General features: G+C 67.8%; 19 protein-coding genes and 1 tRNA gene. 13 read left to right on the plus strand and 7 right to left on the minus strand.

Annotated elements, in window-relative coordinates; all coding sequences use genetic code 11:
• Positions 1-50: 50 nt before the first annotated feature.
• Positions 51-1013 (plus strand): DMT family transporter, encoded by a 963-nt coding sequence (locus ACRDNQ_RS18165; RefSeq protein WP_431830127.1) that lies wholly within the window; start codon positions 51-53, stop codon positions 1011-1013.
• A gap of 46 nt (positions 1014-1059) precedes the next feature.
• Positions 1060-1136, plus strand: a tRNA-Pro gene (locus tag ACRDNQ_RS18170).
• Positions 1137-1240: 104 nt separating this feature from the next.
• Here ACRDNQ_RS18170 and ACRDNQ_RS18175 read toward each other — a convergent pair.
• From ACRDNQ_RS18175 to ACRDNQ_RS18185, 3 genes are all read right to left on the minus strand, one after another.
• The gene (locus tag ACRDNQ_RS18175; protein ID WP_431830128.1) at positions 1241-2119 is read right to left on the minus strand and encodes a transglutaminase family protein; all 879 of its coding nucleotides are present in this window, start codon (positions 2117-2119) and stop codon (positions 1241-1243) included.
• 169 nt (positions 2120-2288) lie between these two features.
• On the minus strand, positions 2289-2993 hold the full coding sequence (locus tag ACRDNQ_RS18180; RefSeq protein WP_431830129.1) for a VIT1/CCC1 transporter family protein: 705 nt from the start codon (positions 2991-2993) through the stop codon (positions 2289-2291).
• Between the two features lie 102 nt (positions 2994-3095).
• Positions 3096-3452, minus strand: a complete 357-nt coding sequence (locus tag ACRDNQ_RS18185) for a DUF4440 domain-containing protein (RefSeq protein ID WP_431830130.1) — start codon at positions 3450-3452, stop codon at positions 3096-3098.
• 449 nt (positions 3453-3901) lie between these two features.
• Here ACRDNQ_RS18185 and ACRDNQ_RS18190 point away from each other — a divergent pair, with 449 nt between their 5' ends.
• From ACRDNQ_RS18190 to ACRDNQ_RS18235, 10 genes are all read left to right on the plus strand, one after another.
• A complete protein-coding gene (locus ACRDNQ_RS18190; protein WP_431830131.1) occupies positions 3902-5452 on the plus strand; it encodes a winged helix-turn-helix domain-containing tetratricopeptide repeat protein in 1551 nt (516 codons plus the stop codon).
• 129 nt (positions 5453-5581) lie between these two features.
• Positions 5582-5914, plus strand: a complete 333-nt coding sequence (locus ACRDNQ_RS18195; protein WP_431830132.1) for a GYD domain-containing protein — start codon at positions 5582-5584, stop codon at positions 5912-5914.
• Positions 5915-6239: 325 nt separating this feature from the next.
• Complete coding sequence (locus ACRDNQ_RS18200) at positions 6240-6623, plus strand: SgcJ/EcaC family oxidoreductase (protein ID WP_431830133.1); 384 nt, start codon at positions 6240-6242, stop codon at positions 6621-6623.
• Between the two features lie 61 nt (positions 6624-6684).
• Positions 6685-7473: a class I SAM-dependent methyltransferase gene (locus ACRDNQ_RS18205; RefSeq protein WP_431830134.1), complete on the plus strand. Its 789-nt coding sequence runs from the start codon at positions 6685-6687 to the stop codon at positions 7471-7473.
• A gap of 241 nt (positions 7474-7714) precedes the next feature.
• A complete protein-coding gene (locus tag ACRDNQ_RS18210; RefSeq protein ID WP_431830135.1) occupies positions 7715-8140 on the plus strand; it encodes a cupin domain-containing protein in 426 nt (141 codons plus the stop codon).
• Entirely contained in the window at positions 8137-8568 is a 432-nt protein-coding gene (locus ACRDNQ_RS18215; protein WP_431830136.1) for an ester cyclase, read from the plus strand. The genes ACRDNQ_RS18210 and ACRDNQ_RS18215 overlap by 4 nt, the downstream gene beginning before the upstream one ends.
• A gap of 33 nt (positions 8569-8601) precedes the next feature.
• Entirely contained in the window at positions 8602-8940 is a 339-nt protein-coding gene (locus tag ACRDNQ_RS18220; RefSeq protein WP_431830137.1) for a cupin domain-containing protein, read from the plus strand.
• A gap of 1 nt (position 8941) precedes the next feature.
• Entirely contained in the window at positions 8942-9463 is a 522-nt protein-coding gene (locus ACRDNQ_RS18225) for a hypothetical protein (protein ID WP_431830138.1), read from the plus strand.
• Positions 9456-10205, plus strand: coding sequence for a gamma-glutamylcyclotransferase (locus ACRDNQ_RS18230; protein ID WP_431830139.1), 750 nt, complete (start codon positions 9456-9458; stop codon positions 10203-10205). The genes ACRDNQ_RS18225 and ACRDNQ_RS18230 overlap by 8 nt, the downstream gene beginning before the upstream one ends.
• The gene (locus ACRDNQ_RS18235; protein ID WP_431830140.1) at positions 10202-11266 is read left to right on the plus strand and encodes a dipeptidase; all 1065 of its coding nucleotides are present in this window, start codon (positions 10202-10204) and stop codon (positions 11264-11266) included. The genes ACRDNQ_RS18230 and ACRDNQ_RS18235 overlap by 4 nt, the downstream gene beginning before the upstream one ends.
• A 223-nt stretch (positions 11267-11489) precedes the next feature.
• On the opposite strand, the gene ACRDNQ_RS18240 is transcribed toward ACRDNQ_RS18235, so the two are convergent.
• Positions 11490-12386 (minus strand): phosphotransferase family protein, encoded by an 897-nt coding sequence (locus ACRDNQ_RS18240; RefSeq protein WP_431830141.1) that lies wholly within the window; start codon positions 12384-12386, stop codon positions 11490-11492.
• An 84-nt stretch (positions 12387-12470) separates the two neighbouring features.
• Between ACRDNQ_RS18240 and ACRDNQ_RS18245 the strand changes: the two genes are divergently transcribed.
• Positions 12471-13091: a class I SAM-dependent DNA methyltransferase gene (locus ACRDNQ_RS18245; protein WP_431830142.1), complete on the plus strand. Its 621-nt coding sequence runs from the start codon at positions 12471-12473 to the stop codon at positions 13089-13091.
• Here ACRDNQ_RS18245 and ACRDNQ_RS18250 read toward each other — a convergent pair.
• The 3 genes from ACRDNQ_RS18250 to ACRDNQ_RS18260 are packed head-to-tail and all read right to left on the minus strand — an operon-like array spanning position 13088 to position 18388.
• Positions 13088-15523 (minus strand): GcvT family protein, encoded by a 2436-nt coding sequence (locus tag ACRDNQ_RS18250; RefSeq protein ID WP_431830143.1) that lies wholly within the window; start codon positions 15521-15523, stop codon positions 13088-13090. The two genes, ACRDNQ_RS18245 and ACRDNQ_RS18250, sit on opposite strands and share 4 nt — an antisense overlap.
• Positions 15520-16395, minus strand: coding sequence for a phosphotransferase (locus ACRDNQ_RS18255; protein WP_431830144.1), 876 nt, complete (start codon positions 16393-16395; stop codon positions 15520-15522). Before ACRDNQ_RS18255 ends, ACRDNQ_RS18250 begins: the two co-directional genes overlap by 4 nt.
• Positions 16382-18388 carry an ABC transporter permease gene (locus tag ACRDNQ_RS18260; protein WP_431830145.1) on the minus strand — a complete coding sequence of 669 codons (2007 nt, stop codon included), beginning with the start codon at positions 18386-18388 and terminating at the stop codon, positions 16382-16384. Before ACRDNQ_RS18260 ends, ACRDNQ_RS18255 begins: the two co-directional genes overlap by 14 nt.
• Position 18389 lies beyond the last annotated feature (1 nt).

Consider the following 18389-nt stretch of genomic DNA (forward strand, 5'->3'; position numbering starts at 1 on the left):
TGGCTGCACGCTCGGCCGATTGCGCCTCCCGAACCGAACGGATCCCTGAGATGCTGCAGAACAGCCCCAACCTGCGCGGCGCGCTGTTGTCGCTTCTGGCCTTCGGGATCTTCGCGACCCACGACGTGATCATCAAGGTCCTCGGCGGCAGCTACAGCGTTTTCCAGATCGTCTTCTTCAGCGTCCTTCTGTCCTTTCCGCTGGTGATGCTGATGCTGATGCGCGACACCGCGCGGGCGACGCTGATCCCGGTGCATCCGTGGTGGACGGCGGCGCGGACACTGGCCGCGATCATCACCGGCAGCACCGCGTTCTACGCCTTTTCGGTCCTGCCCCTGACCCAGACCTATGCGATCCTCTTCGCCACGCCGCTTCTCATCACGGTGCTTTCGATCCCGATCCTGGGCGAACGGGTCCGCTGGCACCGCTGGGCGGCGGTCATCGTGGGCCTTGTCGGCGTGCTGGTCGTGCTGCGTCCGGGGGGCGAAGCGCTGACCCTGGGCCACCTCGCCGCCATGACGGCGGCGGTGTGCGGGGCGCTGGCCTCGGTCATCGTGCGCAAGATCGGCCGGGACGAGCGTAGCGCGGTGCTTCTCCTGTACCCGATGATGGCCAATTTCGTGATCATGGGCGCGATCCTGCCCTTCGTCTACAAGCCGCTCCCGATCGAGCATTTCGGGCTTCTCGGCGTCATCGCCGTCTTCGCCTTTGCCGGCGGGCTTCTGGTTATCGCCGCCTACAAGGCCGGCGACGCGGCGGTGGTGGCGCCGATGCAGTATTCCCAGATCGTCTGGGCGACGGTCTATGGGATGCTCTTCTTCGACGAATTTCCCGACCTTGCCACGATCGTCGGCGCGGGCATCGTCATCCTGAGCGGACTTTACATCGTGCTGCGCGAAAGCATCGCCGGGGTCTCGGCCACGCGGCCCATGACCAGCACCCGCCTGCGCCCGGAAACCGGGACCTCGCCCCGTTCGAGCTTCGAGAATTCGGTTCAGACGCCGGGTGAATGACCCCCTTGCAAATGCGCGCGGCAAGCGCTACGCCCCGCGCCACGGTCGGAGTGTAGCTCAGCCTGGTAGAGCACTGTCTTCGGGAGGCAGGGGTCGGAGGTTCGAATCCTCTCACTCCGACCATGACATCACGATATCGGCAAGGCAGTTCCCAGGCTCGGGGTCCGCATGGGGCCTGATCTCAGGACTGTGGCGGCGACTGCCCACGCAGCACACGTCCCAGGCCTTCAATCCGGCTGTGTAGCGCGCCCCACCTTCACCTGAACACGGAAATCCGCAAGCGCGTCGGCAGGGCCCACGAAGCTGCCCGCGACCGGTACGACCTGATGCACGTCCCGCGCCACGGCTACCGGGATCAGGTTCTGCGACCCGACCGCCCGGTTCGTGGGATCGAACGCGATCCAGCCCGCGCCCGGCAGAAACACCTCGGCCCAGGCATGGGTCGAACCATCCCCGGCCGAGCCGGTCAGAACCGCGTGAGGGTCGTGCAGATAGCCCGAAACGATCCGGGCGCCCAGACCAAGAATCCGCACGGACTCGACCAGCAGAAGGGCAAGATCCCGGCAGGCCCCCCGGCCAAGTCGCAGTGTCTCATGCGGCATCTGCGTGCCTTCGGACTCGCGGCTTTCATAGGCGATCCGCGCGGCTATCCCTTCGTTGAGGTCCTTCAGAAGCGCGAGCGTGTCGGTGGGCCGGCTGCGCACGAACCCCGCGACCCAGCTTCCCAGGCGCCCCTGCGGATCCTCGTATTGCGGACGGGTTAGAATGCCCAGGTCCGCCCAGTCGTCCGCTGGATAGATGAAGGGATACGCGGCGGCCGAGGCCGCGATCTGGAAGACGGGCCAGTCGGGAGAGAAAACCTCGAGCGTGGCGCGGCTTTCGATGACCAGGTGAACGGTGGGTGCATCGAACGACGCCGTGGCCACCGAATTGCCGGCAACGTCCTGCGCCCAGGTCAGCGTCGCCTGGGGTTTCACCACGACCGAATGCGCCAGAAGACGAAGGTCGTGCGTCTCGCGGGGGCGCAGCATCAGTCTGTGCGGGAAAAGCATCACCGGCTGACGGTACCGGTAGGTCGTCGTGTGAAGAATGCTCAGTCGTGTCACGGGACTGCCCCCCTCGGGCGCGGCCTGCTCAGGATCCGTCAGAACCGGCACCATCCCGGCCACGCCGCTGCGAACGTGGTCGGGCCTGGTCGAGAGCGTCCCACGCCCAGGTGGCAGGGGCTCCGCATCCGGTCATCGAAAGCCTACGATCCCCCAAGATGTGGGCATCTCAAACACTGACACCAAACAGCCAGCCCACTCCGGCCGTGACGGCCATTGCGAAAAGCCCCCACGTCACCACACGAACAGTCGCCCGAAGGACCGGTGCGGCCCCGGCCTTCGCCCCCAGCGCGCCAAGGGCCGCCAGGGCGATCAGGGTGACTGCAAGGACAACCGGAATCACCGCACCTGTGGGCGCGGCGACCGCCGCCAGAAGAGGGACCGCCGCGGCCACACTGAACGTCAGGCCCGATGTGATGGCCGCCTGAAGCGGATTGGCCGCGTGCACCTCTGACAGGCCAAGCTCGTCTCTGACGTGTGCGCCAAGCGCGTCGTGGGCCGTCAGTTCCTTCGCAACCGACAGGGCTGTCTCGGCACTCAGTCCCTTTTCCCGGTAGATCGCAGCAAGTTCGGCAAGCTCGGCTTCCGGCAAGTCCCGCAGCGCCGCGGTCTCGCGTGCGATGTCGGCCCGCTCCGTATCGGATTGCGACGAGACCGAGACATACTCGCCCGCGGCCATCGACATGGCACCGGCCGTGAGCCCCGCGATGCCAGCAATGATGACCGCGCTTGGCGTCGCGTCTGAGGCCGCGACCCCGACAATCAGCGACGAGACAGAGACGATGCCGTCATTCGCCCCGAGGACGGCGGCACGAAGCCAGCCGCTGCGTGTGATGTAATGTGGATCCCCCGGATGAGCCGACGCAGTGGCCATGGGCAATTCCTTCCTTTCCGCCTCGATACTTCGGTGTCTGGCACCGCGACCGAAAGCGCAGGCTGTCGCGCAGCCGCGCAAAGACCATTGGGGCAGCTACATTCATTCCTGGTCGGCCAAGGGGGTTTGCTGATGCGCGACCCGCAGCCATTCGCCATCGTCCTTCAGGTAGGTGGACGTGCAAAGGGCTTCGTAGATCGGTGTGTCACCACGCTCGGCCGAAACGCGGTAGGCCAGAACGGCAACGTCGCCTTCCTGCCTGAAATAGCGCTCCGAGAACTCGACGGACCGCCATCGCTGCGCGACCAGACCTTCCCGCCAGACAGAGTCGCCCTGAAGAATGCCCGGCGGAAAGGGAAGAACAAAGATGGCGCCTTTCGCCGATCTGGCACGCGCGCTCTCGGCGCCCTCGGTCCAGAACCGTTCTTCCGTGTGCCAAATGTCATCCTGGTCAGCCATGTCTGATGTCCATGATCGCGGAAGGGTTCGTCATCAAAGAGTTCGAACCCTATCCCGCCGGGTGAAGTCGCGCGTTGCTCTGGATCAAGTCTTGCACCATCCTCGCCTTCCCACGAGCGGGTCAAGTGCACATCAACAGCCACCGCACAGTTCTTGACCCCTGAAACCGGCCCGGCCTGACGGCGAGGTTTCCATCCCATCGGAGGGGCGCGGCGGACGTGGCGTTCTCCCGATCCTGGAAGGGTCGGTTCGCGGTGGGCGCGGCACCGCGCGGGTGTTCGGGCACGGCGCCGATCTTCTGCGGAACAGAGTGGGGCTGGATTGCCCAGCACCGATTTCCGCCGATCCGCCGGCGCTTTCACCTTTCCGGCGGCGCCCAAACAGGGGTCCCGGCCCCTGTTGGTTGTTCTTGTTACCGAAATCCGGGGGATTTCGTTACTATTCCACAGATGGACAGCGTTTGGTTCGCCGACTTCACGTTGCAGCGAAGCACCCGCCGGCTGATCCGCGGGAGCGAGGACGTCGCGATTGGCGCGCGTGCCTTCGATCTTCTCGACATGCTGGTCGCCCGCCGCGACCGCGTGGTTGGACGCGACGAGATCATGAAGGCCGTCTGGCCCGGCACGGTCGTGGGCGAGAACAACCTCAACGTACAGGTCGCGAACCTGCGGCGGATATTGGGGCCCAACGCGATCGTGACCGTTCCCGGGCGCGGTCTGCGCTTTGCGCTCGACGTCACGTCCGAAGGGCCGTCCACCCTGCGCCTGCCGGACCGCCCCTCGGTCGTGGTGCTGCCGTTTTCGAACCTCGGAACCGACCCCGATCTGGTCTGGCTTGCCGAGGGATTCGTGGAGGACATCACCACCGAACTCTCGCGCTTTCGCGACCTCTTCGTGGTCGCGCGGAACTCGGCCCTGGTCTATGGGCAGACGCCCCGCGACGTGCGCGTCATCTCCCGCGAGCTTGGCGTGCGCTATGTCGTGGAGGGCAGCGTGCGAACCGCCGCCGATCGCGTCCGGGTGACGGCCCAGCTAATCGACGCATCCACAGGCGGCCATGTCTGGGCCGAGAACTTCGATCGCGACCTTGCCGGGCATTTCGAAACGCAGGCGCGCGTGGCCCGCGCCATCGTGACCTGCCTTGCCCCGCAGATCGACAGGGCGGAAGCCGAAAGGATCCGGACAGCCTCGCCCGTGGACCTGACGGCCCATGGCCTGGCGCTTCGGGGCTGGTCGGTGATCTCGGCAGGCGACATGGGATATGATGTGGCACCGCGCGAACGGGCGGCCGATCTTGCACGGCAGGCGCTTGCGCTCGACCCGGAGTCGGGTCTTGCGTGGCGCGTGCTGGCCTGGGTCGCCTGGTGGAACGTCTATCACGCAACGACCCCGTCGGTTCCCGGAACGCTGGCCGAGGGGATCACGGCGGCCACTCGGGCAATTGCAGCCGATCCGACCGACCATCACGGGCGCCGGCTGCGCGCGCTTCTGCACTTCATGAACGATGATCCCGAGGCCGGTCTGGCCGAGCTTCGCCAGGCGCACGAGATGAACCCCAATTGCGCGGTCACACTGGCCTGGCTGGGGCTTTACGAGGGCTTTCACGGAGACGCCACCCGGGGCGTTCCCCTGGCCGAGGCCGCACTTCGCCGCAGTCCGCGCGATCCCTCGCGCGGCTCGCTCCTTGCGGCGCTGGGCTTCGCGCAATTCGCCGTGCGGAACTACGCCGCAGCGGCCGAGGCCGCAGACGCCGCGCTGGCCGAGGCGGCGGGAAGCGCGACGCCCCTGATCCTTGGCGCCATCGCCTGGGTGGGCGCAGGGCGCCTCGACCGTGCCGCGGACGCCTTCGCCCGGGTCGAAAGGATCGCGCCGTCGCTGGTCGAGGCACGGCTGGCGGGACGTTGGCTGACCACGAACGCCGACTACCTTGCGCGGGCGCACACCTTCTTTCGTGTCGCCGCGGGACTGGCGCCGCCCGAGGCCGCCGATGCCCTGCGCTAGCAGGACCGGGGACGTCGGGCTTTAGATCGTTTTAGCCAGTCTGGTAGACGCGGCGCCCACGGACCGACCAACATTCGGCTCGAGGCCACGGCACAGGATGCCATGGCCCGTCCTGAGGGAGGACCCATCGTGCCGTTCTATCTGTATCAACTGACCTATTCCAAGGACGCGATCAAAGCCATGGTCGCCAAGCCAAGCGACCGCGAGGCCGCGGCACGCAAGCTGATCGAGGCGCTTGGCGGCAAACTGCACCACATGTTCTTTGCCTTCGGGCAGTACGACGTCATCTGCCTGATCGAAGGTCCAGACGACAAGTTCATGATGGCTGGGGCCGCCGCGGTCGCATCGGCCGGCACCGTCTCGGGATCGGCGACGACCAAGCTCATGACTTCGGCCGACGCCATGGCTGCCCTGGCGAAAGCGGGCGAGGTGCTGGGCGCCTACAAGCCACCGCACGGTTGAATCGCTGCGCGCGCAGAAAGACCCCGAACGCGGATCCGCTCGGGCCGTCTTGCGATCCGTCGCAAGGCTGGGCACCCGCGTCCTCGGTGGGTCGCGGCCGCACCGGTGCCGCCCAACCGCCCCGCATCCGGCACCTTGCCGAACGCGTGAGTGGGATGATGGCCTTGTGCGGGGCGTTGCCTCCAAACCTGCGCTACGGCAGGTTCAACGGCCCCGACGGACGCGAAGAGTTCGCCCCTGCGCCTTCCACGCGTCTCTGCGCACTGCGCCGGCATGGCGTCCGGGATGGCGATCCATATGCCGAATTGCAGAAAGGAGCCCCGGCATGACCACCGACATCGCGGCCCTCGCAGCCGCCTACACCGCCGCGTGGAACAGCGGCTCACCCGAGGCCGTCGCCTCGTTCTATGCCGACGGCGGCGGCATCGTCATCAATCGGGGAACCCCCTGGGTGGGACGCGCCGGCGTGGCCGCGATGGCGGCCGGCTTCTTCGCCGACGTCCCCGACCTGACGCTGACCTGTGATGGGCTGCGCATTGCGGGCGATCATGTCGCCTATCTGTGGACCTTCACCGGGCACGACGCGAAGACCCACAATCCCCTGCGCATCTCGGGCTGGGAGGAATGGGACCTCGACAGCCACGGCAAGGTCGCCGCATCGCGCGGCTGGTTCGATGCCGAGGACTACGGCCGGCAGGTCGCGGGATGACGCGCCACCTCCATTCATCGCTTGCGCCCGCGCAACGCAGCGCCCCTTACAGGAGACCGGAATGAACACCCAAACCGCAGAACGGAACGGTCAGGTTTGGGGCGCGCGCGCGCGCGACTGGGCCGAGGTGCAGGAAGGCCAGTTCTCGGCCGCCTACCATGCGGTGCTGACCCGTGCCGGGGTACGCGCGGGCACCCGGCATCTTGACGCCGGCTGCGGGGCCGGCATGGCTGCGCGCCTCTCGGCCTCGCTCGGAGCCACGGTCGCCGGCATCGATGCGGCCGAGGGGATGCTCGAAATCGCGCGCGAGCGCACGCCAGGTGGCGACTTCCGGCGTTGCGACCTTGAAGCGCTGCCGTTCGACGACCACGCCTTCGACCTTGTCACCGGCTTCAACTCCTTCCAGTTCGCCGGCGATCCTGCGCAGGCGCTCCGCGAAGCGGGACGCGTGACGCGGCCAGGCGGCCTCGTCATCATCATGACCTGGGGAAATCCCGAAGGCATGGAAGCGGCCGCGCTCGTCGCAGCCCTGAAGCCGCTTCTGCCTGCGCCGCCGCCCGGCGCCCCCGGCCCCTTCGCCCTTTCCGACGAGACCGCGCTTCGGACTCTCGCCACTGCGGGTGGCCTGACCCCGATCGAGGTTTGCGATGTCGACACGCCCTGGGCATATCCGGACGAGGCCACCGCACTGCGTGGGATCGGCTCGTCGGGGGTGGCGGTGGCGGCGGCCTCCCGTTCGGGCGATGCCGCCGTCGAGGACGCGAACCGGATGGCTCTGGCGCCGTTCCGGCGTTCCGACGGCAGCTACCGCATCGGGGCGCGGGCGCGTTTTCTTGTGGCCGCGCCGTAACGACCGGCAAGCAACGCCCCTGTCCACGCAGTCCTGCCAAACAAGGAAGGGCCCGCAATGCCAGATCATGTCGAAGCACCCGCCGGAACCTGCGTCGGCCAAATCCACCTGAGGGCCGCGGACCTCCTCGGGGCCCGGGGAAACGACCGCATCAGGTTGACCATCCGGGACAGCGAGGGCCCCCCCACCGCCAGGAACGACCGTGTCTCCAACGACGACGCAGCCAAGACGGAGGCGCAACATGGCTGAGGACGCGGTCGACGCGATCACCTTCCTTCATCTGACCGAGAACGCGAACGGCGTCTCGCGTTTCTCGGACGGCGCGGTGCCGCTGCATCCGGTGGCCTTCGCGCCGCCTGCCCCTCCGATGCCGATCTCGGAAATCGCCCCCGCGACCGGCCTTCTTTTCCTGATCCTGCCGGCCGGCTGGGGCGGCGCGCGGCACCCGTCGCCACGCCGGCAGGTCGCCTTCTGTCTGTCGGGTCGCCTTCGGGTCGAGGCCGGCGACGGCGCGGTGCGCGAGTTCGGCGCCGGCGCGATCTGGCGGATGGAGGACGTTTCGGGGCCGGGCCACACGACAACGGTGGTCGGCGACGAAGACGTGCGGCTGGCCCTCGTGCAACTGCCGCCGCAGCCCGGGGATGCGATCACGGAGGACGCCCCATGAACGCGTTGGAAAAGACCGTGCGACAGTTCCATGAATCGTGGGACATGCGCGACCCGGAGCGCGGGGTCGCCGTCATAGCCCCCGATTGCCGGTTCAAGGATGTCGCGCGCGGCGAGGCGCAGATCGGTCCCGACGGCTATCGCGCCGATTATCACCGATGGCGCGCGGCTTTCCCGGATGGCGAGGTCAAGGTCGTCAACGTGATCACCTCGGGCGACGGCCCCGACGGCTGGGCCGTCGTCGAGTTCCTCAACCGCGGAACGCAGACAGGAACGCTGCAGTCGAGCCTTGGGGATTTCCCGCCGTCGGGTCGCCGGATGGAGGTATGGTACTGTTCCGTCATGCGCGTCGAGGACGGCAAGGTGGTCGAGGGGCGCGACTACTACGACAGCGCCAGCATCGCGCGACAACTGGGTCTGGTGAAGTGAACGTCGACGCCGCCGCCGTAACAGGAGATTACAATGAACCTTCCCAGTTTCTTTGAGTCCATGCCGGCCCTCGACGTGCCGTTCCCCGAGGACGTGGTCACCACCCATGCCGTGCGCTCGGACGCCGGGCTTGTGGCGTTCTTCCGTTTCCACAAGGATATGGACCTGCCTCGGCACGCACACGGCGCCCAATGGGGAACGGTGATCGCGGGCGAAATCGTCTTCACGATCGGCGACGAGACGCGGACCTATGGCCCGGGCGACAGCTATGACATTCCTGCGGGCGTCGAACACGGCGCGAAGATCCGGGCCGGCACCGTGGCGGTCGATGTCTTCGCCGAGGCCGATTGCTACCCGCTCAAGGCGCGCTAGGATGGCGCCCACCATCGCCCGCAACCAGCCGCCCGGCGATCTGGATGCCGTCCCAGGGCCGACACGGGACTTTCATCGCCGGGCGATGAAAAAGGTTTCGCAAGGGCCTCACCCCGCAACCCTTGGTGCCGAATTGGCTACGCATCCCGGCATCGTCGATCTGCCGTCGGGATGCCTGCGTCCGGCGCGCCTGACCGGCGACACCGCTGTCTGCCGGACCTTCGACGAACGCGGTGACACCGCATTGAAAGTCGTGCGCATCTCTGCCCGACCGGCCGCGCACAGGCACCGAAGTGGTGAACTGCCGGTCAGTGACAGTCTGCCCAGGGCGCACCGACTGGGCGTTCAGCGCGTCATCCGGTCACCCCACCCGTCCAAGGAACACACAGATGCGGCTGGTCGCCGGGCGGCAGACCGCGATGTCGAGTGCTGGGCGAATTTCCCTGTGGTCGCGCGCGGCACGGCCATCGGCACGCCGATGCTGCCCACTCAAACCGCCCCATTGGAGCGCCACGATGCCTGACCCCATGGATCCCTTCGCCCACCACCCCGAGTTGCGCGACCGGATCGCAGACCCCGAAACCTCGTACTTCCGCACCTTCAGCGTCGAGTCCGTTCTCGAACAGCACCCCCACCTCGAGGCGTTCCTGCCGTGGGTCCACACCGACGAACAGCGCGAGGCGATCCGGGCCGAGGCGCTTGGCGGTCATCAGGGCGATCTGTGGATCTTCGCCTATGGGTCGCTGATGTGGGACCCCGCCTTGCGCTTCGCCGAGGTCCGCCGCGCCCGCGCCGACGGCCACGCCCGGCGGTTCATCCTGTGGGACGACAAGGGCGGACGTGGCATGCCCGAGGCGCCGGGCCTGATGGCCGCCCTGGATACAGGCGATGGCTGCGAAGGGCTGGCCTTCCGGATCCGGGCCCAGGACGTGAACATCGAAACCGAGATCCTGTTTCGCCGCGAGATGATCGGGCCGAGCTACATCCCCGGGTTCGTGCCGATCCGGATCGCGGGAGCCGAAACGCCCGCCCTAACCTTTCTGGCAGATCACGGCCACCCGGACATCCGAGGCGATATCACCCGGGCCGAGCAGATCCGTTGCATCGCGACAGGGGCGGGCGTCCTTGGCACCAGCCGCGCGTACCTGACCAATATCGTCGATCACATCGGCCATCTTGGCATCACCGACGATCACTGCACCGGCCTCCTGCGCGACGTCGACGCCTATCTCGCCGCTCTGTCGAACGAGGACCAGGCCCGATGACGGCGCCCATTCCGTTCTTCGACGGCCACAACGACTTCCTGCTGCGGCTGATGCTGACCCCCGCCCCTCGGGAGGAGACCTGGCTTGGCGCGGCGGGCCGGGGCCATCTTGACCTTTCCCGGATGAAGGCCGCGGGCTTCGCCGGCGGTCTCTTTGCGATCTTCGTACCCCCGGCGTCGAGCGGCCCGCCGCCCGACTTCAAGACGCTGATGGCCGATCCGCCTTATGCGCTGCCGATGCCGCCCGAGATGACGCACGCGCAGGCCCAGCCCCACGCGCTGACCATGGCCGGACTGTTTCACTGGATGGCGCGCGCGGCGCCCGATGACTTTCACGTGTGCCGGTCGGTCGCCGACATCCGCGCCGCGATGCAGGCGGGCGCCATTGCCGGCGTGATGCACATGGAAGGGGCCGAGGCCATCGGCCCCGACCTCGACGCGCTCTATCTGTTCCACGACATGGGTCTGAGGTCGCTGGGGCCGGTGTGGAGCCGGCCGACAATATTCGGCCACGGCGTGCCCATGGCCTTTCCCGGCAGTCCGGACATCGGAGCGGGCCTGACGGACAAGGGCCGCGACCTCGTTCGGCTTTGCGACGAACTCGGCATCCTGATTGATCTGTCGCACCTGAACGAGAAAGGGTTCGACGACGTGGCCCGTCTCTCGAATGCACCGCTTGTCGCCACGCATTCGAACGCCCATGCGCTTTGCCCCTCGCCACGCAACCTCACCGATCGGCAGTTGCACATGATCCGCGAGCGCGGCGGCATGGTCGGCTTCAACTTCGCGACGTTCTATCTCAACGCAGATGGCCGGGCGGCCAGCGACACCGGTTGGGACACGATGCTGCGCCACCTCGACCACCTGATCGCGCATGCGGGCGAGGATCACGTCGGCCTCGGCTCGGATTTCGACGGCTGCGTCCTGCCCGACCTGATCGGCGACGTGACCGGCGTGCCGCGCCTGCTTCAGGCGATGGCGGCACATGGCTACGACGACGCCCTGATCGCCAGGCTGGCGCGTGAGAACTGGCTTGCCTGCCTGGATCGGTGCCTGACCTGAAGCCGGTCATCAGAAGACCCGCCACGATCCCGCCCCTGCGCCCTGCACGTGCGCCCGTCGACCGGCCGCCGCCCCGGATGCGAAACCGTCGGGACAGGCCGCACATCGGGACAGGCCGGCGCTGTTCCATTCGATGTTCGACGATTTCCTTTCGGAACGGCCGGAAGTCGAACCCGCGCAAATCGGTCAGTCGGCGCAGGGCCTTTGTGGGTTAACCCCCGGCCTAGCGGCCAAGCACCGCCAGCTGGCGCGCGAAGTCCGGCGTCGCCATCAGCGCCTTGCAACGGGCGAACCGTGTTTGGGCGTAGGCCTTGAAGTCGTCGGCGGGATTGTCGTTCGCCAGCTGGATCAGGCCCCAAAGCGTCCAGAGAAGATCGCACATCGCCTTGTAGATCACCATGCGCGACCGGTCCGTCGGCGGCACCGGACCGCGGAAATAGGCGGCAAGCATCTCTTCGTCCTGATCCGGGGAAAACCCGCCTTCGACCGACAGGTCGCCCAGGTCCCACATCGGATCGTTCATGCCCGAGTACTCCCAGTCGACGATCCACATACGCTCGCCGGTATCGAGGAAGTTCTCGCACAGGGGGTCGCAGTGACAGGCGGCGGCGGGAATGGGCGCGCGTTCGAGTGCCGCGCGGACACCCGACGCCTCGCCCATCACGTCGTGGTAGCCTTCGGGCAGGGCCACGTCCTTCGTCGCAAGTAGCCTCAGGTAGCCGTCGATCATTCCGAACAGCTCGAAGCGTGCGGGAAAGACCGCGCCCGAGTCATGAAGCTGCCGGAAGGCCTGACCGGCGCGGCCGGGTGCGCCCGTGCGGGTACGGAATGTCTCGGGCGACATGGTCACGGTGCCCTCGATGTAGCGCGTGACCATCACGCCCGAGTCAGGGTCGACGAACAGCACCTCGGGGCTTACACCGGCCGCGGCGGCCGAATGGGCGGCGGCGGCCTCGTTCGCGCGGTCTATGTATTCCTCGGTCCCCCTGCCGGGCAGACGCAGGACGACGTCGCCCGCGCGGAACACCGCGTTGGTCAGCCCTCCCATCCGCTCGAGCGGACCGATGTAGCCGGAAAGCGCCGGAATCCCCGCAAGAACCCTTTGTGCTTCGTCCTCCATCGCGTCCCCCATGGCGTCCAGCAGTCGCCCTCACCCTTCCACAGGCCGGGTGGCTTGGCTAGAGTCGGCCGTGCGGAGGATGCCATGGCCAGCCACGACAACGACCACCTCGATGCCGTCTACGCCGCGAAGGGTCCGCAGGACATCGCACGGCTTTACGACGACTGGGCGGGATCCTACGACGCCGACATGGCGAAGGCGGGCTACCGGCACCCGGCCATCGCAACGGCGCTTCTGGCGCGGCACCTGCCGAAGGGAGCGGCCCCGATCCTGGACGCGGGGGCTGGCACCGGACTTGTCGGCGAGTGGCTCGGCATCCTTGGCTATCCCGAGGTCGAGGCGCTGGATATCTCTGCCGGGATGCTCGCTGTCGCGCGGGCAAAGGGCGTCTATCAGGCGCTGCACATCGCGCTTCTGGGCGGCGATTTGCCCGTGCCGAAACGACACTTCGCAGGCGTCGTCTGCGCGGGAGTCCTGACGACCGGTCACGTCGGGGCCGAGGCGCTGCCCGGCCTTCTTGCCGTGACGCGGCCCGGCGGGGTGCTGGTGCTGACCGTCAAGGAGACGCTCTGGGCCGACAGCTTCGCGGCGGCCGTCACCGGCGCGCCAGAGGCGCAGGTGGTCGAGGCGACCGAACCCTACATCTCGATGCCCGGCGAAACCGGCGCCACCCCAAGCCGCGCCGTCGTTCTGGCGCGCACCTAGGCCCGGATGCGGTCGCCCTTCGGATCAAGGAAGGGCGGCGTGCCCAGGACCGCGGGCACCGTCTCGCCCGCCACCACAAGTTCGTAGCGCCCGCCGGCCAGCCAGTCGTCGGTCACCCCCGCGGGGTTCCGCACGTAGCCGTAGCCGATGCCCTGCCCAAGCGTGTAGCCGTACCCCCCCGAAGTCAGGTAGCCGACAGGCGCGCCGTCCCGCAGGATCGTCTCGCGCCCCAGAAGCACGGCGTCACCGTCGGTGAGGAATCCGACAAAGCGCTTCTTCAGGGGTCTGCCCGACATCACCTCGAGCGCGTCGCGGCCAAGGAAGGGGCGGTTCGACCTCATCTTGACCGCCCAGCCCAGCCCCGCTTCGAACGGTGTGTCGTTCGGCGTGATGTCGGACGACCACGCCCGATACCCCTTCTCGAGGCGCAGCGACTCGAGCGCGCGGTAGCCGACCGGGCGCAGACCCGCCCCTGCCCCGGCCTCCATCAGCGCATCGAAGACGCGCCCCGTGGCCTGCAGCGGCACGTGAAGCTCCCACCCCAGTTCGCCCACATAGGTCACGCGCAAGGCCCGCGTCTTTGCCCCGGCGATGTCGATTTCGCGCACGTGGCCGAAGGGGAAGGCGGCGTTCGACACGTCGGCGTCGGTGACGGCCGACAGCACCGCGCGGGCGCTTGGCCCCATCAGCGACAGCGTGCCCCAGGCTTCGGTCACATCCTCAAGCCGCACGTCGCCCGGCGGCAGGTGGTCGACGATCCAGCCAAGGTCATGGGTGCGAAAGCCTGTTCCCGTGACGATGTAGAACCGGTCCTCGGCGATCCGGGCCACGGTGAGGTCCGCCTCGATCCCGCCCCGGCTGTTGAGAAGCTGGGTATAGGTCAGCCGGCCCACGGGCTTGGTCACGTCACCCGCGCAGATCCAGTCAAGCGCGGCGCCCGCGTCGCGCCCGGTCACCTCGTATTTCGCGAAGGACGACTGGTCGAAAAGGCCGACCGCGCTGCGGACAAGGGCGTGTTCCTCGCCCACCGGACCGAACCAGTTCTGCCGTCCCATCGAATAGATGTCCCGCGCCTCGATGCCGGCGGGCGCGAACCAGTTCGGGCGCTCCCAGCCAAGCTTCGATCCGAAGACCGCGCGATGCGCCGTGAGCCGATCGTAAAGCGGCGAGACGATGCGCGGACGGCCGCTTTCCATCTCTTCATGCGGAAAGGCGACGGTGTAGTGCTTGCCATAGGCCTCGCAGGTGCGTTCGCAGACCCAGTGGCGGTCGCGGTGAAGGCTTGAGAAGCGGCGGATGTCGACGACCCAGAGGTCCATGGGCGCCTCGCCGGCCATCACCCAGTCCGCCAGCACCCAGCCCGCGCCGCCGCCCGAGGCGATGCCGAAGGCATTGAAGCCCGCGCCGACATACATGTTCGTGCATTCCGCCGCGCGGCCAAGGATGAAGTTGCCGTCGGGCGTGAAGCTTTCCGGCCCGTTGATCATCTGCTTCACGCCGGCTTCGGCCAAGGACGGCACCCGGGCGATCGCCTGCTCCATGTGCTGGGCGAAGTGGTCCCAGTCGTCGTCGAAAAGCCGGAACTCCCAGTCGTCCGGCACGTCGCCGGTGGTCCAGGGCTGGGGGTCGGGCTCGTAGCCGCCCATGACGAGGCCGCCGACCTCTTCCTTGAAGTAGGTGCGCCTGTCCGGGTCGCGGATCGTCGGCGCGTCGGTCGACAGGCCCGGCAGCGCCTCGGTGATGATGTACTGGTGCTTGATCGGTTGTAGCGGGACCTCGATCCCCGCCATGGCGCCCACCTGCCGCGCCCATTGCCCGGCACAGTTGACGACCTTGTCGCACTGCACCGCGCCTGCGGTCGTCTCGACCGCGACGATCCGGCCGCCGTCCATGCGGAAGCCGGTGACGCGAACGCCCTCGACAAGCTTCGCCCCATGCATCCGCGCCCCCTTGGCAAGCGAGCGGGTGATGTCCGACGGGCTGGCCTGACCGTCCGTCGGCAGCCAGCTTGCGCCGACAAGGTCCGAGGTCTCCATCAGGGGCCACATCCGCTTGACCTCATCCGGCGAGATCAGATGCATCTCCATCCCGAAGCTGCGCGCCGTCGTGGCAAGTCGGCGGAACTCGGTCCAGCGATCGGGCGTGGTCGCCAGCCGCAGGCATCCCGTCATCTTCCAGCCGGTTTCGAGGCCCGTCTCTTCGGCAAGCCGCTTGTAGAGATCGACCGAGTACTTGAGCACCTGCGTGATCGACGCGGATGAGCGCAACTGCCCGACAAGCCCCGCCGCGTGCCAGGTCGAGCCCGAGGTGAGCTGAACCTGTTCGAGCAGAAGGACGTCCGCCTTGTGGTCGCGCGCAAGGTGATAGGCGGTCGAACAGCCGATGATGCCGCCGCCGATGACGACGATCTGGGCGCGATCCGGAAGGTTCATTCAGTTCCCCATCTGCTGCGGTAGGCGGCAAGTGCTGCATCAAGCCGCGCGCGGTTTTCGGCGGCGTAGGCCATGTAGTCGACGCCCGGCGCCGACAGGGTGAGGTCGGACACGTAGGCCCAGAGCGTCTCGCGCAGGAGCGACACCACCTGCATGGCGTCGAAGGCGCGGAATAGGGCCGGGTCCGGCGTCGCCCCGAAGTAGGTGGCCAGCAACGCCTCGGCCGCGTCGGGCGGCATCTCGGCGTTCGACGCGGCCCCGGCAAGGTCGAAAAGGGCCGTTCCGAAGCCCGCGTATTCATAGTCGATCAGCCAGAGCCGCTTTCCGTCATCGAGGATGTTCGCTGGCAAAAGGTCGTGGTGCCCGAAGACGATGGGCAGCGGGACCTGCGCGCGCTCCATTTCGTCCGAAAGCGGAAGGAACTCGCCCGTCACGCCGTCATGTGGGGTCCCGCGCAGGGTGCGCGCATAGTCGCGAACGACGTGAAAGGGCCAGAACAGGAACGCCGCGCCCGAGATCTCGGCGCCCATCCGGCGGTGGAAGGCGGACAGAAGCCGCGCGACGCGCTCGGGGTCCGTGCGAAGATCCTCGGCCCCCCACGTGCGCGCGCCGATGAAGGCGGTGACCATGACACCCGGCGCGGCGAAGTGCACCTCCGGTCCGAAGCCCGCCCTGTGCGCGGCCCGCGCCGTCATCACTTCGCGCGCGCGGTCGACATGGTGGAAGGGATAGTCGCGCCCAAGGCGCACGACATGGGTGCCCGCGTCATCGGCGACCTTCCAGATCTCGTTCGACAGCCCGCCGGACAGCCGCTCGCCCGAAGGCGTCCCGTGCCAGCAGGGAAGGTCGGCGACTGCGTCAGGCAGCGTCATGCGCGGCTCCGTCGGTAAGGCCAAGCCTTGCGCGCGACCGCGACGCGGCGGCGTGGATCAGGCGGTCGGCGATGATCGCGATGAAGGCGACGCAAAGACCGGCGACCAGCCCGCGCCCCGCGTCCGCCTTGGTCAGGGCGATGTACACCTCCTGCCCAAGATCGCGCGTGCCGACGAGGGCGGTGATGACCAGCATCGACAGCGCGAACATGATCGTCTGGTTCAGGCCCAGCAGGATCTCGGGCAGGGCAAGACGCAGGCGAATGCGGGTCAGGATCTGCCAGGGCGTGCAGCCCATGGCCCTGCCCGCCTCGATCAGCGCGGGCTCGACGCCGCGCAGACCAAGGACGGTATAGCGGATGGCGGGCGCAAGCGCGAAGGCCACGATGGCGATCATCGCCGTGAAGTCGCCCACCCTGAACAGCATCACCGCTGGCATCAGATAAACGAAGGCCGGCAGCGTCTGGAGGGTGTCGATGATGACCCGCACCCAGGCCCATAGCCGGTCGCGTTCGGCCACGAGGATGCCGATGGGCAGGCCGATCAGCATGGCGATCACCACCGAGATGCCGCACAGATAGACGGTGGTCATGGCCTCTTCCCACAGCCCGGTCGAGGCGACCAGCACGGTGAGGCCCCCGGTCAGAAGCGCAAGCCGCGGACCGCCAAGCCGCCAGCCGGCCAGCGCGAGAAGCCCCGCAACGCCAAGCCAGGGAAGGCTCATCAGAAAACGCTTCACCGGGACAAGGACGTTCAGGAGCACCGCGTTCTTCACCGCTTCGATCGTGTCGAAGTGATTGACGTTGATGTATGCCACCACGTCGGACCAAAAGGTGCCGGTCGAAAGCTCCCATGCCTCGGGAAAGGTCTGGACCGCGGGCACAAGAAGGCCCGCGACGGTGGCAAGGACAAGCACCGCCAGCGCCGCCACAAGGAAGGGATTGCGCGCGACGAAGCCCGCACTGGTCACGGGGGCGGGGCGCCGCCGCGCCGCCGCCTGGCTGAGCCGGTCAAGCGCGATGGCAAGCGCGACGATCGCGAGGCCCGCCTCGAGTCCCGCGCCGAAGTCGAGCCGCCTGAGCGCGGACAGAACGTCGAAACCCAGCCCGCCCGCGCCGATCATCGAGGCGATGATGACCATGTTGAGCGACAGCATGATGACCTGGTTGACCCCCACCATCAGCGCCTCCTGCGCCGAAGGCACCATGACCTGCCAGGTCATCTGCCGGCGCGTGCAGCCGATCATCCGGCCAAGGTCGACGATCTCGTCCGGGACCCGGCGCAGCGCAAGCATCGTGATCCGCGTCATCGGGGGCATGGCGTAGATCAGGGTCGCGATCATCGCCGATGTCGGGCCGAAACCGAAGAGGATCAGGATCGGCACAAGGTAGGCGAAGATGGGGATCGTCTGCATCAGGTCGAGAAGCGGCACGATCGCCCGTCCGAATCCCGGCCAACGGTGCCCTGCGATCCCAAGAAGAAGGCCCCCGCCCACCCCCAGCGGCACCGCCACCAGGATCGAGGCGAGCGTGAGCATCGCGCTTGTCCACTGGCCGAAGACCGCGATGAAGACGAAGGCCCCGCCTGCCAGCGCCGCAAGCGGCACGCCGCCCAGCGCGAACCCCAGAAGCGCCACCAGCACCGTCACGCCAAGCCAGCCGACCGGTGGAACGCCGACGCCGAAGACGCTGCCCCCGCCTGACAGCAGGCCCAGCGCGATCTGATAGGGAACGTCAATGATGGCCGACAGGAACCGCGTCAGGTCCCGGAAGGTGAAAAGGCCGAAATGCGCATCGTCCGTCAGCCAGTCGAGGAACCCGCTGATCCACGCGGCGAAGGGCGGCCGCCACGCCCGGGGCATCTCGAAGGCCCAGGGCAGGGCATCGCCCCCCCAAAGCCAGAGCGCGGCGGCAAGAGTGGTCGCACAGGCCCAAAGCAGAACGCCCGGCCGCAGGCCGAAGACCGGGGGAACGGGCAGGGTCGCGGTCGCCATC

The organism is Saliniferula longa (genome assembly GCF_050789285.1).
GTDB lineage: Bacteria > Pseudomonadota > Alphaproteobacteria > Rhodobacterales > Rhodobacteraceae > CAVPWP01.